Here is a 19,251-nt window from a genome sequence, read left to right on the forward strand (position 1 = left end):
GGCTGACCGGCTACGCGCCGCCATTGCCGGGAGCAGCGTTTTTGCTTGTTTGGGGAGGATACGTACCGGATGAATTACGCCGTATTGGATTTGGAAACGACCGGCCACGGCGCCGGAGACGATATTATACAGGTCGGACTCGTCCTGATGGACGAGGACATGAAGGTCGTGCGGACGTACAGCTCGTTCGTCAAGCCGACGATTCCGATCCCGGCTTTCATTACGGGCCTGACCGGCATCGAAGAAGCGATGGTGGCGGACGCCCCGGAGCTGGAGGAAGTGCTGCTCGAAGTCGTGCCGCTGCTCTCCGACGCGGTGCTCGTCGCGCATAACGTCAGCTTCGACGCCGGGTTTCTGAACGCGGCGCTCGACCGCAGCGGGTACGTGGCATTCGACGGCCGCCGGCTCGACACCATCGACCTGCTGCGCATTCTGTATCCGACGCTGACGACCTACCAGCTCGGCGCGGTGACGGAACTATTCGGCATCGAACACGATCAGCATCACCGAGCGGACAGCGACGCCATGGCCACGGCGGAGCTGTTCGCTGCGTGCTGCCGTAAACTGGAAGGCCTTCCGCTGCTGACGCTGCAGCGGCTTGCGCAGCTGCTCGGCGACGAGATCGACGATCTCGGCTGGTTCGTTTCGCAATTCGCGACCCGCAAAGAGATGACCTCGGCGATCGACATGGATGCGTTTGCGTATTTCCGTCAGTTCGCGATGAAGGCCGGCGACTGGACGGAGGAGCAGCATCCGCGCAGCGACGAGGAGGCGGCCGCTTCCGCCGCCGATTGGACGTTCCCCGCCTTTCTCGAGCACCTCAAGCAAGGCATCGCCGCGGTTATTCCGGGCTACGAGGAACGGGAACCGCAGAACATGATGTTCCGGGAAGTCATCGACGCGCTCGAGGAAGAGCGGCATCTGCTCATCGAAGCCGGCACGGGCACGGGCAAGTCGCTCGGTTATCTCATTCCGGCTCTCTACTATGGTGTCCAGCACAACAAGAAGATAGTCGTGAGCACGCATACGATCAATTTGCAGGAACAGCTGCGGTCTCGGGACTTGCCCCTGCTGCTCGCCGTCATGCCGTATCCGTTCAAAGCCGCCGTCTTCAAAGGACGCGGCAACTACTTATGCCTGCGCAAGTTCGAGGGCAAAGTGAACATGGGCGATTTCGGCGCGCCGGCCGAGGATCGGATCACGGCCTCGCAGATGGTCGTCTGGCTGAGCGAGACGGAGCACGGCGATCAGGAGGAGCTGAACTTCGGCAACCGGGGCGCGGACTTCTGGAGCGCGGTCGCGAGCGACGCGGATTCCTGCCTGAACCGAAGCTGTCCGTGGTTCAAGCGCTGCTATTACCACCGCGCGAAGCAGGAAGCGAACATCGCGGACGTCGTCATCACGAACCACTCCATGCTGTTCACGGACATCCGCGCGGATCACCGCCTGCTGCCGGGCTACGAGCATCTCATTCTCGACGAAGCGCATCATCTGGAGGACGTCGCGGGCAAGCATCTCGGGACGCAGCTGTCCTATTACGGGATCCAGCAGCCGGTGTTCCGGCTATGCAAGGATGCCCGGAACGGCCAGCTGATCGTGCTGAACAGCCGGCTGGCGCACGAGAACGTCGAGCAGACGCAGAAGTGGCGCGAAGAAATCGACGAGGTGGTGCCGGTATTCGGCGAACTGCGCGACGAGTGGGACCGGCTGTTCGAGCTGCTGTACGCGCTCGCGAGCGCGAGCGGCGGGGCGAGAAGCGGGGCGGCCGATTCGCCCGGCGGCGAGGCGGGACAGTTCGTGCTGCGGCTTCGGGGCGGCAAGCTGCCGGAGCTGTGGAAAGAAGCCCAGCTGATCGAGGAGGCGGTGCACGGTTACCTGACTCAAATCATCCGGCCGCTCGACAAGGTGTTCGCCGCCATCAAGGAGGACATCGACGATCCCGCCATCGCGGCACTCGTCACCGATCTGAGCGGGACCGTGAAGGATTTGGCCCGCGCGCGGGACGATCTGCGCCTATTCATCAAGGCGGATAAGACCGACACCGTATATTGGCTGGAGGCCAATGCCAATTCGCGGGCGAAGTCGGTGCAGCTGTACGCCGTGCCCGCCGACGTCAGCAGCCAGCTGCGGACCTATTTCTTCGATACGAAGCGCAGCGTCATCCTGACGTCGGCCACGCTGTCCGTGCAGAAATCGTTCCAGTACGCTTGCGAGCAGCTCGGCTTGGCCGGCGAGGAAGAAGCGGGCAGGCTGAAAACCGTTCAGCTGCCGTCTCCGTTCAATTACCGGGAACAAGCGCTCGTCATCGTCCCGCGCAATTTCCCGGTGCTGAAGGGCGCGTCGGGCGACCCGATGTTCATGGAGAAGCTCGTCGCGTCGCTGACGGAGGCGGCCATCGGCACGCATGGCCGGATGCTCATCCTGTTCACGTCGTACAAAATGCTGAAGCAAGCGTACGAGCCGCTGAAAGAAGCGCTGTCGGAACACGGGATTCAGGTGCTGGGACAAGGCATCGACAGCAGCAACCGCAGCAAGCTGACGCGCCGCTTCCAGCAGCAGGCCGCTTCGATCCTGCTCGGCACGAGCAGCTTCTGGGAAGGCGTCGACATTCCCGGCGACGCGCTGACGTGCCTCGCCATCGTCCGGCTGCCGTTCCAGCCGCCGAACCACCCGCTCGTGGAGGCCAAGTCGGAGCTGCTGCAGGAGCAGAAGCAGAACCCGTTCATGAAGCTGTCCATTCCGCAGGCGGTCATTCGCTTCAAGCAGGGCTTCGGCCGGCTGGTCCGGACGGCGAAGGACCGGGGCATCGTCCTCATTTACGATACGCGCGTCATCGATACGTATTACGGCAAATACTTTCTGTACTCGCTTCCGGGTCCGAAGATCGAAACGATGCACGTGGACCAAATCGTGCCCCGGATGCACGAGTGGCTGACCCCGCGCGAAGAAGGAGTGGAAACATGAAACCGATGAAAATTTCCGAGGCCGTCGTTCGCAGACTTCCCGTGTACTTGCAGGTATTGAACGACTTGAGCGCGCGGGATGTCCAGACGGTTTCATCGCAGGAGCTCGGCAACCGGCTCGATCTCAATCCCGCCCAGATCCGCAAGGATCTGGCGTATTTCGGCGATTTCGGCCGCAAAGGGATCGGCTACGACGTGACGTACCTGATCGAGAAGATCCGGCAAATCCTGAAGCTCGACCAGCCGCTCAACGTCGCGCTCGTGGGCGCCGGCAATCTCGGCCGGGCGCTGTGCAATTACAATACGTACTTGAAGGATAATATGAAAATCACGGCGGTATTCGACGTGCATCCGTCCATGATCGGCACGTCCATCAACGGGCTGACCGTACTGCCGATGGAGAAGCTGAAGGAGACGATCGTCGAGCGCCACATCCGGATCGGCATCATCACGGTACCGGCGATCGAAGCCCAGAACGTCGCGGACAAGTTCGTCGAAGCCGGCGTCGACGGCATTCTGAATTTCGCCCCGACCATCCTCCGCGTGCAGGATGCCGTGCGGATCCACTATGCGAATTTCACGACCGAGCTGATGAGCCTCGCGTATTATTTGGACGAAGAAGGAGAAGAGAACGAGAATGAAGCGGATCTGGATTAAAGACGGCGCCTTCGTCACGATGGACGACGCCCGTCCCGTGGTGTACGGCCACATGGTCGTCGAGGGCGATACCATCCTGTACCTGAGCGAGGAGACGCCGGACCCCGTGCCGGAAGGCGCCGAAATCATCGACGGACGGGGCTATGCGTTCATGCCCGGCCTCATTAATACGCACGGCCATGCCGCCATGTCGCTGCTGCGCGGTTATTCCGACGACGAAGCGCTGCAGGTTTGGCTGGAGCAGAAGATGTGGCCGATGGAAGGCAAATATACGGACGAAGACGCCCGTTGGGGAACGGCGCTGGCCGTCAGCGAGATGCTTCGCTCCGGCACGACGACGTTCGTCGACATGTACGACCGGATGCACCTGGTCGCCGAAGTGGCCGAGCAGTCCGGCATTCGGGCGCTGCTGACCCGCGGCGTCATCGGCTTGTGCCCGCCCGACGCGCAAACCGCCAAGCTGAACGAAGCGAAGCGATTCGCGCAGGAATGGAACGGCCGGGCGAACGGCCGCATTCGGACGATGCTGTCCCCGCACGCGCCGTATACCTGCCCGCCCGATTACATCGCGCGGATCGTGGAAGCGGCGCACGAGCTGGATCTCCCGCTGCACACCCATATGTCGGAAACCGCCGCTGAGGTGCAGCAGAACGTCAACGATTACGGCTGCCGTCCCGTCGAGCACCTGGACAAGCTCGGCTTCTTCTCGCGGCCGGCGCTGGTAGCGCACGCGGTACATCTGACGGACGGCGAGATCGCCCTGCTCGCCGAGCGCGGCGTCAGCGTCTCTCACAACCCCGCGAGCAACCTCAAGCTGGCAAGCGGCGTGGCGCGTGTGCCGGACTTGCTGCGCGCGGGCGTGACCGTCGGCCTGGGAACGGACAGCGCGGCCAGCAACAACAACCTCGACCTGTTCGACGAGATCCGCTTGGCGGCGCTCATCCACAAGGGCGTCTCGGGCGATCCGACCGCCATTCCCGCATGGGAAGCGCTCAAGCTCGGCACGGTCCACGGCGCGCGCGCGATCTGGCAGGACGGCCGGATCGGCCGGCTGAAGGAAGGCATGAAGGCCGACTTCATCGCGCTCGATATCGAACAGCCGCATTTCTATCCGCGGACCGATCTCGTCTCGCATTTGGTGTACGCCGGAACGGGACGGGACGTGCGCCACGTCTGGGTCGACGGCCAACGGGTCGTCAAGGACGGAGCCTGCGTCTTCCTGGACGAGGCGCGGATCCGCGCCGAGGCGCAGCGCTGCTTTGAAAGGCTGTCGACGAGCTGATGCGCGTCAACCGGTTCAAGAGAGCGCCGTTCATGACGACGGGCCGCTGGATCGCGCTGATCGTCGTCGTGCTGGCGCTGCTGCTCGTGGCGTTCAACGCGTATTACCGTTACGTGCAAGCGCCGGTATGGAAGGCGGAGGAGTCCGCCGAAGCGGACGCGAAGCAGCGCAGCGGACTGAAAGACATCACCGGCTCGTATGCGTACGTCTGGGATGAGCCGGTATGGGTCGTCAAGGGCAAGGACGAGAGCGGCGCGCCCGCTTACGCCTGGCTCAAGAAGGAGGCGACCATCACTCTTAAGGCGAGCGAAGGCCGAACGAAAGCCGAGATCAAGACGGCATTCCTGCAGCAGAAGCCGGATGCCGATATCGCCCATATCCGCCTCGGCCTGTTCGGCGGCGAGCCGGTGTGGGAAGTGTTCTACGCGCGCAAGCAAAGCGGCGCCGTTTATCATTTTTATGACTTTTACCGGTATCGCGACGGCTCGCTGCTCGTCATGTACAAGCTGCCGGCCCAATAGCGGCAGGCAAGCCTGCCAGCATTCCCCGGCTCCTGGAATCTACGGATTATGATATACTTTCGTATAGCGACATGGATAGACGAAAGGATAGCGAATCCTAGGATGAAGGGAGCTTTTTGCCATGAAAATACGTCCGTTGCCGATCGCGCTGACGGCTGTCATATCCGCCGCCCTGCTTACCGGCGGGTGGTTCATGTACCGCAACGAAGCCGACCTGAAGCCGCTTGACCGGATCGCGACCGGCGCGCCCGGCGTCGTGAACGCCAAGCCCGTCATCGGCCGCGACGCCGTGACCGTGAATCTGACGCTGAGCGGGGATGCGAATCTCCGGCATATATACGATACGATCGCCACGAAAGGCGATGCCATCATCGGTTCCAAAACGCTTAAGCTGAATATCGAGCCTTCAGGCTCGTCCGCGAAGCTGGACGACGTCTGGTCTTCCATGCTCTTCAAAGTCGCCCAGGCGATGGACCACCGCGAATACGCGGCGATTCCGGCCGCCATGACGCAGGCGCAAGCCGACCATCCCGGCATTCAAGCCGGTTCCGAGATGGACGACGCCAACGTCTACATTACGCTGAAAGACGGCCAGTCGGTCAAATACGTCGTGCTTCCGCGAGAGGCGAATACGATTGGAGCGTGGCCAAATGCTTAAATACGGCAAGGAAATGCTGATCGGGTTCGTCCCGGTCTTGATTTTGTTTCTGCAATTCGCGGCAGGCATCAACGTCATGCCGCTCGTGATGCTGGCCGTCATCGCCGGCGGGCTGATCTACATGGCGCGTTCGCGCGGCCATCTGGCGACGGTCGGCGGCGAGCGAAAAGGAAAGCCGCGTCCGCTGAAGCCGATGTCATTCGAAGAGATCGGCGGCCAGGACAGGGCGAAGCAGGAGCTGATCGAAGCGCTTGATTTTCTCGTGCAAGTCGACCAGATTTCCAAATTCGGCATTCGCCCGCTGAAGGGCATCCTGCTGACGGGCCCTCCGGGCACGGGCAAGACGCTGCTGGCGAAAGCCGCCGCCAATTATACCGATTCCGTCTATCTCGGCGCGTCGGGCTCGGAGTTCGTGGAGATGTACGTCGGCGTCGGGGCGAGCCGGATCCGCGACTTGTTCAAGGAAGCGCGCCAGAAGGCCGCCAAGCAGGGCAAGACCAGCGCCGTCATCTTCATCGACGAGATCGACGTCATCGGCGGCAAGCGCGACGGCGGGCAGCAGCGCGAATACGACCAGACGCTCAACCAGCTGCTGACCGAGCTCGACGGGATCCACACGTCGGACTCGCCGCGCATCCTGCTCATCGGCGCGACGAACCGCAAGGAAATGCTCGACGCGGCGCTGCTTCGGCCGGGCCGCTTCGACCGTCATATCGCCGTCGACCTGCCGGATAAGAAAGGCCGCGAGCATATTCTGAATCTGCATGCCCGCAACAAGCCGATCGATCCGGTCAGCGTGAACCTCGGGAAGATCGCGGAGGAGTCGTTCGGCTTCTCCGGCGCGCAGCTCGAGAGCGTCATGAACGAAGCGGCGATTTACGCGATGCGCGAGGACGGGGAGACGATCAGCCAGCGGCATCTGTCCATGGCGATCGACAAAGTCATGATGGGCGAGCGGACGGACCGCGAGGCGACGAACGAGGAGCGGGAGCGCGTCGCGCTCCACGAGCTCGGCCACGCGATCGCGGCGGAGCTCGTCCGTCCCGGCAGCGTCTCGCAGGTCGCGCTGCTGCCGCGGGGCGGCGCGCTCGGCTACGTCCGCCACAACCCGCAGCAGGACAAGTATTTGTACACGAAGCAGTTTCTCGAGGGCCAGATCATGATCGCGCTCGGCGGCGCCGCGGCCGAAGAGATGTTTTACGGCGAGCGCAGCACGGGTTCGCGCGGCGACTTCGAGCAGGCGATGAACATCGTCCGCTCGATGGTGGAATCCGGCTTGACGGAGCTCGGCATCGTCGACGGCTCCATGATGACGCCGGACAAATGGGCGGCCGTGACGGGCAACGTCCTGAACGAGCTGATGCACGGCGTGAAAGGACTGCTGGAGTCGCACCGCGACGTCTTCCTCTCGGCGCTCGACGTGCTGGTGAAGGAAGAAACGCTGAGCGGCGACCGGTTCCGCGCGCTGCTGCGGCAGCTGACCGCGGAGCGTCCAGGGGCGCTGGCGCAATGACACTTGTTCCGATAAGAAGGCGGATGGACATCCGCCTTCTTATTTGCGCGCAAAAACGGTATACTAGAAGATGAAATTTGGAGGTGTGCACGATTGACTGCAGTACGTAAAGTCGGCGTCGTAGGCGCCGGAACGATGGGGCAGAGCATCTGCGAGATGCTCGCCGCCAATGGGCTTGACGTGTATATGGCCGAGCAGAACGAAGAACGGCTCGCGCATGCCCTGAACATGATCGAATTAAGCTTGGACAAGCAGATGGAACGGTGGGCGGTGACGGCCGCGGAGAAGAAGCTCGTGCTGAGCCGCATCCATCCGAAGTCGTCGCTGAACGAGCTGCAGTCCTGCGAGCTGGTCATCGAGACGATCACGGAAGACTTGGACAGCAAGCTGGCGATTTTCAAGGAACTGGACGCCGTCTGCCTGCCCGACGTCATCCTGGCGAGCAACACGTCGACGCTCAGCCTGACGGAGCTCGCGAGCGTGACGTCCAACCCGGACCGCGTCATCGGCATGCATTTCGTCTATCCCGTCAACCGGGCGGATCTCGTGGAGATCGTGCGCGGGCTGAAGACGAGCGACGACGTGTTCGAACGGACGAAGCGGTTCGTGGAGACGACGATACATAAGAAAGGCGTCATGGTGTTCGAATCGCCGGGCTTCGTCACGACCCGGCTGATCTGCCTGTTCATCAACGAGGCGCTTCACGTGCTGGAGGAAGGCGTCGCGTCGGCGGAAGACATCGACAGCGCCATGCGGATCGGCTACGCGTTCCAACACGGGCCGTTCGAGATGGCGGACCGGTTCGGGCTCGATGCCGTGCTGGCCGCGCTGGAGCGGATGTTCCGCGAATACGGGGAGCTGAAATACCGGCCGTCGTTCATCCTGAAAAAGATGGTGCGCGGCGGCCAGCTCGGCGTGAAGAGCGGGAGCGGCTTTTTCGAATACGACAAGGACGGTGGACGGATATGATCATTCTTGTCATGAACGCCGGCAGTTCTTCGCTGAAGTACCAGCTGTATAATATGGAAGAAGAAGCGGTGCTGGCCCAGGGCCGCGTGGAACGGATCGGCATGGACGCGTCGATTCTGGTGCACGAGCCGGCGGGACGTCCGGAAGTGAACGAAGTGAGCGAGATTCTGGACCATAACACGGCGGTGCGCCGGCTGATCGACATGCTGACGCATAAGGAGCACGGCGTGCTGCTGTCCATGAAGGAGATCGACGCCGTCGGCCATCGCGTCGTGCACGGCGGCGAAAGCTTCAAGGCGTCGACGCTCGTCACGGAGGACGTGAAGAAGGAGATCCGCCGCCTGTTCGACCTGGCGCCGCTGCACAACCCGCCGGCGATGATGGGGATCGCCGCGGTGGAATACAACCTGCCGAGCGTGCCGCAGGCCGTCGTGTTCGATACGGCGTTCCATCAATCGATGCCGCAGGAGACGTTCCTGTATCCCATCCCGATGGTGCTCTACCGCCGTCATAAAATCCGGCGTTACGGCTTCCACGGCACGTCCCACGACTACGTCAGCAAGGCGGCGGCAGAGACGCTCGGCCGGCCGCTCGAGACGCTGAAGCTCGTGACCTGCCACATCGGCAACGGCGCGAGCTGCGCGGCGATCCTGCACGGCAAGTCGTACGATACGAGCATGGGGCTGACGCCGCTCGAAGGGCTCATGATGGGCACGCGCAGCGGCGATCTCGATCCCGCCATCGTGCCGTTCACGATGAACAAGGAAGAGCTGACGCTGAACGAGGTCAACTCCATGCTGAACAAGCACAGCGGGCTGCTCGCGATCAGCGGGATCGGCAGCGACATGCGCGAGATCGTCGAAGCGATGGAAGACGGCGACAAGCAGGCGAAGCTGGCGTTCGACATGTACACGTACCGGCTGCGCAAGTACATCGGCGCCTATGCCGCCGGCATGAACGGCCTCGACGCCGTCGTGTTCACCGCGGGCGTGGGCGAGAATTCCGCGGCGGTGCGCAAGGCGGTGTGCGAGAACCTCTCGTTCTTCGGCATCGAGCTCGACGAGGCGCGCAACGCGGCCCGCTCGAAGGAAGCGCGGTTCATCTCGACCGACGCCTCCCGCGTCAAAGCGCTGGTCGTGCCGACGAACGAAGAGCTGCTGATCGCCCGCGACACGTACCGGCTGGCGAAGCAAGACAAGGCATAGCGTTTAATCGAACGGAGGACGATAGAATGAAAACTTTAACGACGATCGGACAATTGAAAGACGCGGTCGGCCAGTCCGTCTGGATCGGCTGCTGGCTGAACGGCAAGCGCTCGAGCGGCAAGATCCAATTCCTGCAGCTGCGGGACGGCACGGGCTACGTGCAGGGCGTCGTGGTGAAGAGCGAAGTGGCGGAGGACGCGTGGGACGCCGCGAAGGAGCTGACCCAGGAGAGCTCGCTGTACGTGAAGGGCGTCGTGCGGGAAGAGCCGCGGAGCCAATCCGGCTTCGAGCTGACGGTGGAAGGGATCGAGGTCATTCAGATTTCGCACGACTACCCCATCACGCCGAAGGAGCACGGCGTCGACTTCCTGATGGACCGCCGCCACCTGTGGCTGCGCGCGCCGAAGCAGCGCGCCATTCTCGTCGTCCGCGCGGAAATCATCCGCTCGATCCAGCAGTTCTTCGACGAGCGGAACTTCACGCTGGTGGACCCGCCGGTGCTGACGCCTTCCTCGTGCGAAGGCACGACGAACCTGTTCCATACGAAATATTTCGACGAAGACGCGTATCTGACGCAAAGCGGCCAGCTTTACATGGAAGCGGCGGCGATGGCGCTCGGCAAGGTGTACTCGTTCGGACCGACGTTCCGGGCGGAAAAATCGAAGACGCGCCGCCACTTGATCGAATTTTGGATGATCGAGCCGGAGATGGCGTTCGTCGACCACGAAGAGAACCTGCGCGTGCAGGAGCAGTTCGTCTCCTTCGTCGTGCAGAACGTGCTGAAGAACTGCCGCAAGGAGCTGGAGACGATCGGCCGCGACGTGAGCAAGCTCGAGGCCGTTCAGGCGCCGTTCCCGCGCATCACGTACGACGAAGCGATCGCGTATCTGCAGAAGCAGGGACACGAGATCCAGTGGGGCGAGGACTTCGGCGCGCCGCACGAGACGGCCATCGCCGAGATGTACGACCGTCCGGTGTTCATTACGCACTACCCGACGTCGTTCAAGGCATTCTACATGAAGCCGGATCCGAACCGTCCGGAAGTCGTGCTGTGCGCGGACATGATCGCGCCGGAGGGGTACGGCGAAATCATCGGGGGCTCGCAGCGGATCGACGATCCGGAGCTGCTGGCGGAGCGCTTCGCGGAGCATGAACTGTCCACGGAGGCCTATCAATGGTACCTCGACCTGCGGAAGTACGGCACGGTGCCGCATTCCGGCTTCGGCCTCGGCCTCGAACGGACGGTCGCCTGGATTTGCGGGCTCGATCACGTGCGCGAGACGATTCCGTTCCCGCGGATGCTGTACCGCCTGTATCCGTAATCGCCGGAGGCGGCGGGCAACGGTCAGGCTATGCAAGGGGGAGGAATACGGCCGGTGAAACAAGACATGTGGAAAGCGTACGCGCGCGGGATGGCGGCGGCCATGAACGGCGGCAGCGTCGTCGTTCCCGCCGGTCTGCTGCGCGCTTACCGCGGCGTCGGCCTGTCCGACGCGGACATGATGCTGATGCTGCAGCTGATGCTGTTCCGGCAGGCGGAGGGCGTCGATTTCCCGACGCCCGAGCAGCTGGCGGAACGGCTCGGCATCGCGCCGAAGACGGCGCACGGCCAGCTTGGCCGCTTGATCAAGGAAGGGCTGCTCGCGATCGACGAAGAGGCCGATCCCGTCAGCGGCATCGTCATCGAACGGTACAACTGGACGGGCTTCCTGATCCGCGGCGCCGAATGGCTGGCGGACGAAGCGCGCCGCTCGGTCGGCGCCGAACGGGAGCCGCAAGCCGGGCGATCGCCGACGGCCGCGCAGGACGCGGCGGAGTGGACGAAGCCGGCGGATCTGTATACGGCGTTCGAGCAGGAGTTCGGCCGGCCGCTGTCGCCGATGGAATGCGAGACGATCAGCGCTTGGGTCGACCAGGACCGGTATCCGGACGAGCTGATCCGGTTCGCGCTCAAGGAAGCGGTGTTCGCCGGCAAGCTGCATTTCCGGTACATCGACCGGATCTTGATCGAATGGAGCCGCAACCGCGTCACGAATACCGACGAGGCGAAGGCGCATACGCAGAAATTTCGCAACGGCCGGGGGTTTTAACCCCCGGTTTTTTCATGCGCGAGCGCGGCTTCCGCTCGCCCGATCCCCTTCGCGGGGCTTTTTTCCCGGAGGGGGTGCCATTTTACGGGAAGGTCTGCTATAATAAGCTCGTTGCAACCAATCGAATAGCGACGGGGAGCTGGGCATGGCCGGCTGAGAGGAGATTCCGCACGATCTCGACCCTAGACCTGATCTGGATAATGCCAGCGTAGGAACCGCGTACTATTGCTTGGCGCACGCCGCGGCACGGCGTCGTGGCAAGCCGTAAGCAGCTGATAGAGGCATCCTCCGGAAGGGGGATGCCTTTTTGGTTCGTTCGGGGACGAGCGGCGCACGCGACCGCCAAGCGCGGCCTGATGCCGCATCGGCGTTCGGGGCACGATAGGTGGCAGACGACGGGCGTCCGAGAGGCGCAGATCACGATTCGGGGCAGCATGATTCGCAGATTATCCGCGGTCCGGCAAGAGGGCAGGCGAGGGGAGAAACGAGACATGGTACACAAAATTAGACGGAGCGGCTGGACGGCCGCGCTGACGACGGTGCTGATCGCGGCGCTGGCGTTGGCCGGCTGCGGCGCCAAGAACGACGAGGGGAACGCGGGCAGCGCCGCGAACGGCGCGGGGAACGGCGGTACGAACGCGGCCGCAAACGGCGGGAATGCCGCAGCCGGAGACGCGCTGAAGGAGATCAAGGTCGTGCTCGACTGGACGCCGAACACCAATCATACGGGTCTGTACGTGGCCCGCGACAAAGGCTTCTTCGAGCAGCACGGCTTGAAGGTCGATATCATCCAGCCGGGCGAAGCGGGCGCGGACACGATGATCGCGACGGGCGCCGCCGACTTCGGCGTCAGCTACCAGGAAGGCGTCACGCAGGCGCGGATCCAAGGCGTGCCGCTCGTGTCGCTCGCGGCGGTCATCCAGCATAACACCTCCGGCTTCGCGTCGCCGGCGGACAAGAACATCACGTCGCCGAAGGCGTTCGAAGGCAAGACGTACGGCGGCTGGGGCTCGCCCGCGGAACCGGCGGTCATTCAATCGCTGATGGAAGAAGACAAGGGCGACTTCAAGAAGGTCAAGATCGCCAACATCGGCGACGCCGATTTCTTCACGGCGACGAAGAAGAACATCGACTTCGCCTGGATTTTCTACGGCTGGGACGGGGTCGCGGCGGAGCTGAAGGGCGAGAAGATCAACATGGTTTACCTGACCGACTACAGCGACAAGCTGGATTACTACACGCCGGTGCTGGCGACGAACGAGAAGATGATCGCCGGGCACAAGGACACCGTGGAAGCGTTCATGGCGGCCGCGGCCGAAGGCTACCGATTCGCGATCGACCATCCGGACGAAGCCGCGGACGTGCTGATCAAGGCCGTGCCCGAGCTGAACGCGGATCTCGTCCGCGCCAGCCAGGAATGGCTGAGCCCGCGCTACCAAGCGGACGCGCCGCGCTGGGGCGAGCAGAAGCTGGCGGTGTGGAAAAACTACGCCGACTGGATGTACGACCATAAGCTGCTCGACAAGCCGCTCGACGCCGAGAAAGCCTTCACCAACGACTTCCTGCCGGAAAAGGAGAACTGATTCATGGCTAACGCACTGCTGAGCATTCAAATTTTACCGCGCACCCCGAACGGGGAAAGCGTCATTCCGTACGTCGACCGCGCCATCGACGTCATCAAGGCATCCGGGGTGCCGTACCGCGTCGCGCCGCTCGAGACGACGATGGAGGGCGAGCTGGACAAGCTGCTCGCCGTCGTGCAGGAGATGAACGCCGCCATGGCGGAGATGGGCTGCCCGTCAATCATCTCGCAGATCAAAGTGTATTACGTGCCGGCAGGCACCGCGTCGATGGACGCCCTGCTGGAGAAATACCCGGATGGGCAATAAACGCGCCCTCCTGCTGCCGCCAGCGATCGTCATGGCGGCTTTTCTGCTGCTTTGGCAGGGGGCGGTCTGGCTCTTCGGGACGGAGGCGTACGTCCTGCCCGCGCCGTCCGCCATCGCCAAGCAGGCGATCGACTCCGCGCCGCTGCTGGCGCATCATATGCGGGCGACGCTCGGTATCACGCTGCTCGGCTTCGGCATCGGCGCGGCGGCGGGATTCCTGATCGCGGCGCTGCTGCACGCGCTGCCCTGGGTTCGCGCGGGCTTCTACCCGCTGCTCGTCCTGAGCCAGAACGTGCCGGTCATGGCGATCGGCCAGCTGCTCGTCCTCTGGTTCGGCTTCGGCGCCCTGCCGCGCGTCATCCTGATCGCGCTCGTGACGTTCTTTCCCGTCGCGGTGGCCATGATGACGGGCCTGTCGAAGAGCGACGGCAAGCTGTACGACTACATGCGCATGATCGGCGCCTCGCGGCGCCAGCTGTTCTGGCGGCTGGAGCTGCCCGGGGCGGTGCCGCATCTGTTCTCGGGCCTCAAGATCGCCGCGTCCTATGCCGTCATCAGCGCCATCTACGCGGAGGCGATCGGCGCGGACAGCGGCCTCGGGTATTTCATGCTGATCGCGCAGCACGGCTTCGAGACCGTGAAAGTATTCGCCGCCATCGGCGTGATCGTGCTGCTCAGCTTGGCGTTGTTCGGCGCCATCGCGCTCGCGGAGCGGCTTCTCGCGCGCGGCGCGGCGCAGGGGCGAAGGGAGGGACGGCCGTCGTGAGCGCCGTACTGGAAGTAAGCGCGTTGTCCAAGCGGTTCCCCGGGAAGCGGGGAACGCCGGAGAAGGCCGTGCTGGACAACGTGTCGTTCCGCGTGGACGACGGCGAGTTCGTCACGCTGATCGGTCCGTCCGGCAGCGGCAAGACGACGTTGTTTCACCTGATCGGCGGCTTGGAACTGCCGACTTCGGGCGATATTCTGCTGCACGGCCGCAGCACGGTCGGCGCGCGCGGCCATATCGCCTACATGCCGCAGCAGGCGTCGCTCATGCCGTGGCTCACCGTGTCGGCGAACATCGAGCTGTCGCTGACGATCGCCGGCCTCGGCAAGCGCGAGGCGCGCGGGCTTGCCCGCGACTGGCTGGCCCGGATCGGGCTGGACGCGGCCGCGGACCAGTACCCGGACGTGCTGTCCGGCGGCATGCAGCAGCGGGTGTCCTTCCTGCGGGCGCTGCTGTCGCCGCAGCGGCTCATGTGCCTGGACGAGCCGTTCAGCGCGCTGGACGCGCTCACCCGGCAGCACATGCAAGCCTGGCTGCTCTCGCTCTGGGAAAGCAACCGCCGCTCCGTGCTGTTCGTCACGCACAGCATCGAGGAGGCGCTGCTGCTCTCCGACCGGATCTTGGTGATGTCGGCCGCGCCGGCGTCGATCGTGCGCGAAGTGGCCGTGCCGTTTCCGCGGCCGCGTTCGGAGGCGCTCTGGAGCGATGCGGCGTTCATTCGCTTGAAGCAGGAGCTGTACGACATGCTGCGGCCCGACGCGGCGCGCGGTTAACGTTCTGGGGAAGAATCGGAAAGGGGGCGGCGCCATGAGCCGCTTGCGGCGATACGGGCGATGGGCGGATGCCCACATTCATCTGGATTTGTACGAGGAGCACGAACGCGAACCGCTGCTGAGGCGCGCATTTGGCGAAGGCGGCATAGCGGCCGTCGTCGCGGTCTCGATGCACCTGGGCTCCTGCGAAACGAACCGCCGGCTGGCGCGGCTGCATCCCGGCCGCGTCCATCCCGCGTACGGGTTTCATCCCGAGCAGCCGCTGCCGCCGGAGGCGGAGCTGGACGCGCTGGTCGCCTGGATCGAGGCGCGCGCGGCGGAGGGCGAAGCGTTCGCGGTCGGCGAGGTCGGGCTGCCGTATTACGCGCGGACGGAAGCCGAGGAGGCGGGCCGCCGCTTCGACGAAGCGCCGTACGCCGCGCTGCTCGAACGGTTCGTCCGGCTGGCCGCGAAGCTGGGCCGGCCGATCGTCCTGCACGCGGTCTACGAGGATGCGGCGAAGGCGTGCGACTTGCTGGAACGTTACGGCGTCCGGCGCGCGCATTTCCACTGGTTCAAAGGGCCGGAAGCGACGGTGCGGCGCATGATCGCGAACGGGTACGCGGTATCCGTCACGCCGGACGTGCTCTACGAAGCGGAGATCCGCGAGCTGGTCCGCGCGTATCCCCTCGGGCTGTTGATGACGGAAACGGACGGTCCGTGGCCGTTCGAAGGTCCGTTCGCGGGACGCCGCACGGCGCCGGAAATGACGCGCCGCGTCGCGGAAGAGATCGCGGCGGTCAAGGGCTTGCCCGTTCCGGAGGTCGAGGAACGGCTGCTGGCCAACGCGCTGACGTTCTACGGCTTGTCCTGAGCCTGCCCGTCGCGGCGGGGGCGGGGGAAGGGCAACGTGCCATAGCGCGGACCAGGCCTGTTTTATGCTCTTTCCGGCGGTCCGGGAAGGGCTTTTTTGTGCGCGCGTTCCGCGATTTGGTCAAAAAATGATGAATCTTCGGGGAAATATGCTAAACTAGCACTATCAGTCTAATGACGCGGTCGCCGGCCACCCGGCGGTCCGTACAGGAAGGGCGAGGAAAATGGCCGATTCACAGCACCAGCACCAGGATCCCGTGAAGCAGATGATCGGGATCATGACCGCCAACGGCTGGCGGATCACGGAGCAGCGGCGGGAGCTGGCGGAAATCTTCTCTCGGGCGGAAGGGTACTTGTCCCCGAAGGACGTCTACGATCAAATGGCGGTCGCCCACCCCGGCGTCAGCTTCGATACGGTTTATCGCAATTTGCGGCTGCTGAGCGAGATGGGAGCGCTCGAGCAGTTTTATTTCATGGACGGCGGGCTGAAGTTCCGGGCCAGCTGCCTTGATCATCACCACCACCATCTGATCTGCATCAACTGCGAGAAAACGCTGACGTTCGAGTATTGCCCCATGGAGCAGCCGCTCGACCTGCCCGGCAATTTCAAAATCATCAACCACCGCTTCGAGGTGTTCGGCGTCTGCGAGGCGTGCCGGAAGGAATAGGCGCGCGGCGGCAGGCGGGTTCGGAAGCGGAGCCGGCATCCGGTCTTGCTTGCGAATCCTCAACCGAATAGGCAAGGCAAAACAGCGCCGCGGTCCTTTCTCAGGGAAGGAACCGCGGCGCTGTTTGCGCTGCGCGCCATCGACGGTCGTGACGCACCGGGGCCGAACGCTCCGCCGCGGCGTCCGGTTCAAGCGAGCAGCTCGCGGAGCTGCGCCTGCACGTCGCCTTTGAAATAGCCGCCGTGGTAGCAGACGACGCCCTCGACGGCGAGCCCGGCCAACTGCCGGAGCGAACGGCGCGCCTGCTCGTGGTCGCTGTTCAGCCGGGCGTCCGGGAGCTGCAGGCGGCCGTCCTCGAGCACGAGCGCGTCGCCGGCGATCAGCGTCCCGCTGGGCCGGTGATACAAGCTGACATGCCCGGGCGTATGGCCCGGCGTATCCAGCGCTTCGACGTCCACGAGAGGCGCGTCGGCTTGTCCGTAGCCGATCAGGCGGTCGACCGGCCCGCTCGGCGGATGAAGCAGCGCCTGGCGGAAGGCGGCGCGCTTGTCGTCCGGCACTTCCGGCGGCAGGGCGGCGACGGCCGCATCGACGGCGTCCGGCGTGATTTTGACGAGCAGCTTCTCGCCTTGAACGTAGGGCCGTTCGAACGCCGACGCCCACGTGACGGGACGCGCCGGCAAGCCGTCGCGCAGCCCCGGAAGCCCTCCGATATGGTCGATGTCCTGGTGGGTGAGCAGCACGTCGGTCAGCGATTCAAGCGGGCGCCCCGCTTCCGCCATGGCTTCCCGCAGCAGCGGCAGCTGTCCCGGATAACCGGTATCGACGAGCAATACGCGGTCGTCCCGCCAGATCAAGGCCGGATGGATCGCGGTTGTCCGGCCCATGACGACGGCACGAAGTTCGAGCATGGCAATGCCGTTTGCGATGAACATAAAAAATCCCTCCGCTTAGAAAGTCTCGAAGACCATCTTAGCCGAGGGGAAAAGGTTTCGTCAATAACATAATTCTTAATTATAGCATAAAAATAATTATTTGTCAATACCCCTAAACGAGGAACATCGCCACGATCGTCGTCGCCGCCAAGCCGATAAGGACGGGTTTCAGGTTGCGGCGCGCCAGCTCGAACGGGCTGACGCCGCAAATCGCGGCGGCCGGAATGAGCGCCCACGGAATGAGCGTGCCGCCGCCGACCCAGATCGCGGCGACTTGGCCGAGCGCGGTCAGCGTGGCCGCGCCGGAGCCGATGGCCGACGCGAACAGCTGGGCGACCGAGCCGGCGAGCGAGATGCCGGAGAAGCCGGAGCCGTCCAGGCCCGTGATGGCGCCGGTCACGGTCAGGGTGACGGAGGCGACCGCTTGGTTCAGCGGCACGTGATGGGCAAGCGCGACGCCGAGATCGTTGACGATGCCCTGCGAGCCTGCCGGCAGCACGTCGCCGAACAGCGTCGCGAACGCGGAGTCGCCGAGGTAGAAGAACGCCGCGATCGGGATGACCGGCCCGAATACTTTGAAGCCGAACTGAAATCCTTCGATCAGGTATTCGGTCGTCTGCTCCAGCCCCTTGTTCCGGTGCGCGAGCATGGTGACGAGCAGCAGGATGAAGATGGCCGTGCCGCCGACGAGCGCGGTCGCGTCGCCGCCCTGCAGATTCAGCGCGAACATGCCGGCGACGTCGAGCACGAAGAGGAGCGGAATCAGCACGGCGAGCGCCCGCATCCATCGTTTCGGAAGGACGATCCGGTCTTCCCCGGCGGACGCGGCGGGGCTGCCCCCGGCCACGAGGCCGTCGCGCCATTTGCCGTTCGCGATGTCGCGGCGCATCATCCAGAAAGCGGCGACGGTCGTGACGACGCCCATGACGACGACGAGCGGGATGCTCGCTTCCATGACGCTCGCGACGGGCAGGCCGGCCGCGTCGGCGGTCAGCTTCGGCGCGCCTTGGATGATATAGTCGCCGGACAGCGCGATACCGTGGCCGAACAGGTTCATCGCCATCGCCGCGCCGAGCGCGGGCAAGCCGACGCGGACCGCGACGGGCAGCAGCACGGCGCCGATGAGCGCGACGCCGGGCGACGGCCAGAAGAACCAGGACGTCACCATCATGATCAGGCCGATGCCCCAGAACGCGAGAGCGGGCGTCCGCATGAAGCGGGTCAGCGGCTCGACCATCATTTCGTTGATGCCGGTGCGGATCAGAACGCGGCTCATGGCCACGATGACGGAGATGATGAAGATGGTGCCGATGAGCTGCGTCGTCGCATAGATAAAGCTGTTGAAAATGCCGCTGACCGAGCCGCTCAGGCTGTCGGTCGCGATCAGCCCGAGAGCGAAAATGCCGACGACGCAGACGAGCGTCGTATCCCGGCGTTTGATCAGCACGCCGAGTATAAGCACGATAAACGCGAGGTAAACCCAATGCAGCGGAACCAAATGCAATTCCAC

At 64.0% G+C, this 19,251-nt stretch carries 18 protein-coding genes and 1 riboswitch; of the genes, 16 read left to right on the forward strand and 2 right to left on the reverse strand.

Annotated features, from left to right (window positions below):
* The first annotated feature begins 69 nt into the window (after window positions 1–69).
* From dinG to I8J29_RS08080, 16 genes are all read left to right on the forward strand, one after another.
* The gene (dinG, locus tag I8J29_RS08005) at window positions 70–2,964 is read left to right on the forward strand and encodes an ATP-dependent DNA helicase DinG (RefSeq protein WP_208847082.1); all 2,895 of its coding nucleotides are present in this window, start codon (window positions 70–72) and stop codon (window positions 2,962–2,964) included.
* Window positions 2,961–3,620: a redox-sensing transcriptional repressor Rex gene (locus I8J29_RS08010; RefSeq protein WP_208847083.1), complete on the forward strand. Its 660-nt coding sequence runs from the start codon at window positions 2,961–2,963 to the stop codon at window positions 3,618–3,620. Before dinG ends, I8J29_RS08010 begins: the two co-directional genes overlap by 4 nt.
* Window positions 3,601–4,902, forward strand: a complete 1,302-nt coding sequence (locus I8J29_RS08015; RefSeq protein ID WP_208847084.1) for an amidohydrolase — start codon at window positions 3,601–3,603, stop codon at window positions 4,900–4,902. Before I8J29_RS08010 ends, I8J29_RS08015 begins: the two co-directional genes overlap by 20 nt.
* A gap of 32 nt (window positions 4,903–4,934) precedes the next feature.
* Window positions 4,935–5,423 (forward strand): cell wall elongation regulator TseB-like domain-containing protein, encoded by a 489-nt coding sequence (locus I8J29_RS08020; protein ID WP_208847085.1) that lies wholly within the window; start codon window positions 4,935–4,937, stop codon window positions 5,421–5,423.
* A gap of 121 nt (window positions 5,424–5,544) precedes the next feature.
* Window positions 5,545–6,081 carry a hypothetical protein gene (locus I8J29_RS08025; protein ID WP_208847086.1) on the forward strand — a complete coding sequence of 179 codons (537 nt, stop codon included), beginning with the start codon at window positions 5,545–5,547 and terminating at the stop codon, window positions 6,079–6,081.
* The gene (locus I8J29_RS08030) at window positions 6,074–7,594 is read left to right on the forward strand and encodes an AAA family ATPase (protein ID WP_208847087.1); all 1,521 of its coding nucleotides are present in this window, start codon (window positions 6,074–6,076) and stop codon (window positions 7,592–7,594) included. Before I8J29_RS08025 ends, I8J29_RS08030 begins: the two co-directional genes overlap by 8 nt.
* 93 nt (window positions 7,595–7,687) lie before the next feature.
* Window positions 7,688–8,563 carry a 3-hydroxyacyl-CoA dehydrogenase family protein gene (locus I8J29_RS08035; RefSeq protein ID WP_276316263.1) on the forward strand — a complete coding sequence of 292 codons (876 nt, stop codon included), beginning with the start codon at window positions 7,688–7,690 and terminating at the stop codon, window positions 8,561–8,563.
* Entirely contained in the window at window positions 8,560–9,768 is a 1,209-nt protein-coding gene (locus tag I8J29_RS08040; RefSeq protein WP_208847088.1) for an acetate kinase, read from the forward strand. Before I8J29_RS08035 ends, I8J29_RS08040 begins: the two co-directional genes overlap by 4 nt.
* Before the next feature lie 26 nt (window positions 9,769–9,794).
* Window positions 9,795–11,090 (forward strand): asparagine--tRNA ligase, encoded by a 1,296-nt coding sequence (gene asnS, locus I8J29_RS08045; protein ID WP_208847089.1) that lies wholly within the window; start codon window positions 9,795–9,797, stop codon window positions 11,088–11,090.
* A 54-nt stretch (window positions 11,091–11,144) separates the two neighbouring features.
* Window positions 11,145–11,858, forward strand: a complete 714-nt coding sequence (locus I8J29_RS08050) for a DnaD domain protein (protein WP_208847090.1) — start codon at window positions 11,145–11,147, stop codon at window positions 11,856–11,858.
* A 122-nt stretch (window positions 11,859–11,980) separates the two neighbouring features.
* Window positions 11,981–12,090, forward strand: a riboswitch (TPP riboswitch).
* 259 nt (window positions 12,091–12,349) lie between these two features.
* Window positions 12,350–13,441, forward strand: a complete 1,092-nt coding sequence (locus I8J29_RS08055; protein ID WP_208847091.1) for an ABC transporter substrate-binding protein — start codon at window positions 12,350–12,352, stop codon at window positions 13,439–13,441.
* Between the two features lie 3 nt (window positions 13,442–13,444).
* Entirely contained in the window at window positions 13,445–13,747 is a 303-nt protein-coding gene (locus tag I8J29_RS08060; protein WP_090637752.1) for a thiamine-binding protein, read from the forward strand.
* A complete protein-coding gene (locus I8J29_RS08065) occupies window positions 13,737–14,513 on the forward strand; it encodes an ABC transporter permease (protein WP_208847092.1) in 777 nt (258 codons plus the stop codon). Before I8J29_RS08060 ends, I8J29_RS08065 begins: the two co-directional genes overlap by 11 nt.
* Window positions 14,510–15,286, forward strand: a complete 777-nt coding sequence (locus I8J29_RS08070) for an ABC transporter ATP-binding protein (protein ID WP_420831101.1) — start codon at window positions 14,510–14,512, stop codon at window positions 15,284–15,286. Before I8J29_RS08065 ends, I8J29_RS08070 begins: the two co-directional genes overlap by 4 nt.
* Window positions 15,287–15,320: 34 nt before the next feature.
* Window positions 15,321–16,139, forward strand: a complete 819-nt coding sequence (locus I8J29_RS08075; RefSeq protein ID WP_208847093.1) for a TatD family hydrolase — start codon at window positions 15,321–15,323, stop codon at window positions 16,137–16,139.
* 223 nt (window positions 16,140–16,362) lie between these two features.
* The gene (locus I8J29_RS08080; RefSeq protein ID WP_090637744.1) at window positions 16,363–16,806 is read left to right on the forward strand and encodes a Fur family transcriptional regulator; all 444 of its coding nucleotides are present in this window, start codon (window positions 16,363–16,365) and stop codon (window positions 16,804–16,806) included.
* A 188-nt stretch (window positions 16,807–16,994) separates the two neighbouring features.
* Here I8J29_RS08080 and I8J29_RS08085 read toward each other — a convergent pair whose 3' ends face one another.
* Both I8J29_RS08085 and I8J29_RS08090 read right to left on the reverse strand, forming a co-directional pair.
* A complete protein-coding gene (locus I8J29_RS08085) occupies window positions 16,995–17,741 on the reverse strand; it encodes an MBL fold metallo-hydrolase (protein ID WP_208847094.1) in 747 nt (248 codons plus the stop codon).
* Between the two features lie 112 nt (window positions 17,742–17,853).
* Window positions 17,854–19,251 (reverse strand): hypothetical protein, encoded by a 1,398-nt coding sequence (locus tag I8J29_RS08090; RefSeq protein ID WP_208847095.1) that lies wholly within the window; start codon window positions 19,249–19,251, stop codon window positions 17,854–17,856.

The sequence above is a fragment of the Paenibacillus artemisiicola genome (assembly GCF_017652985.1).
Lineage (GTDB): Bacteria > Bacillota > Bacilli > Paenibacillales > Paenibacillaceae > Paenibacillus_Z > Paenibacillus_Z artemisiicola.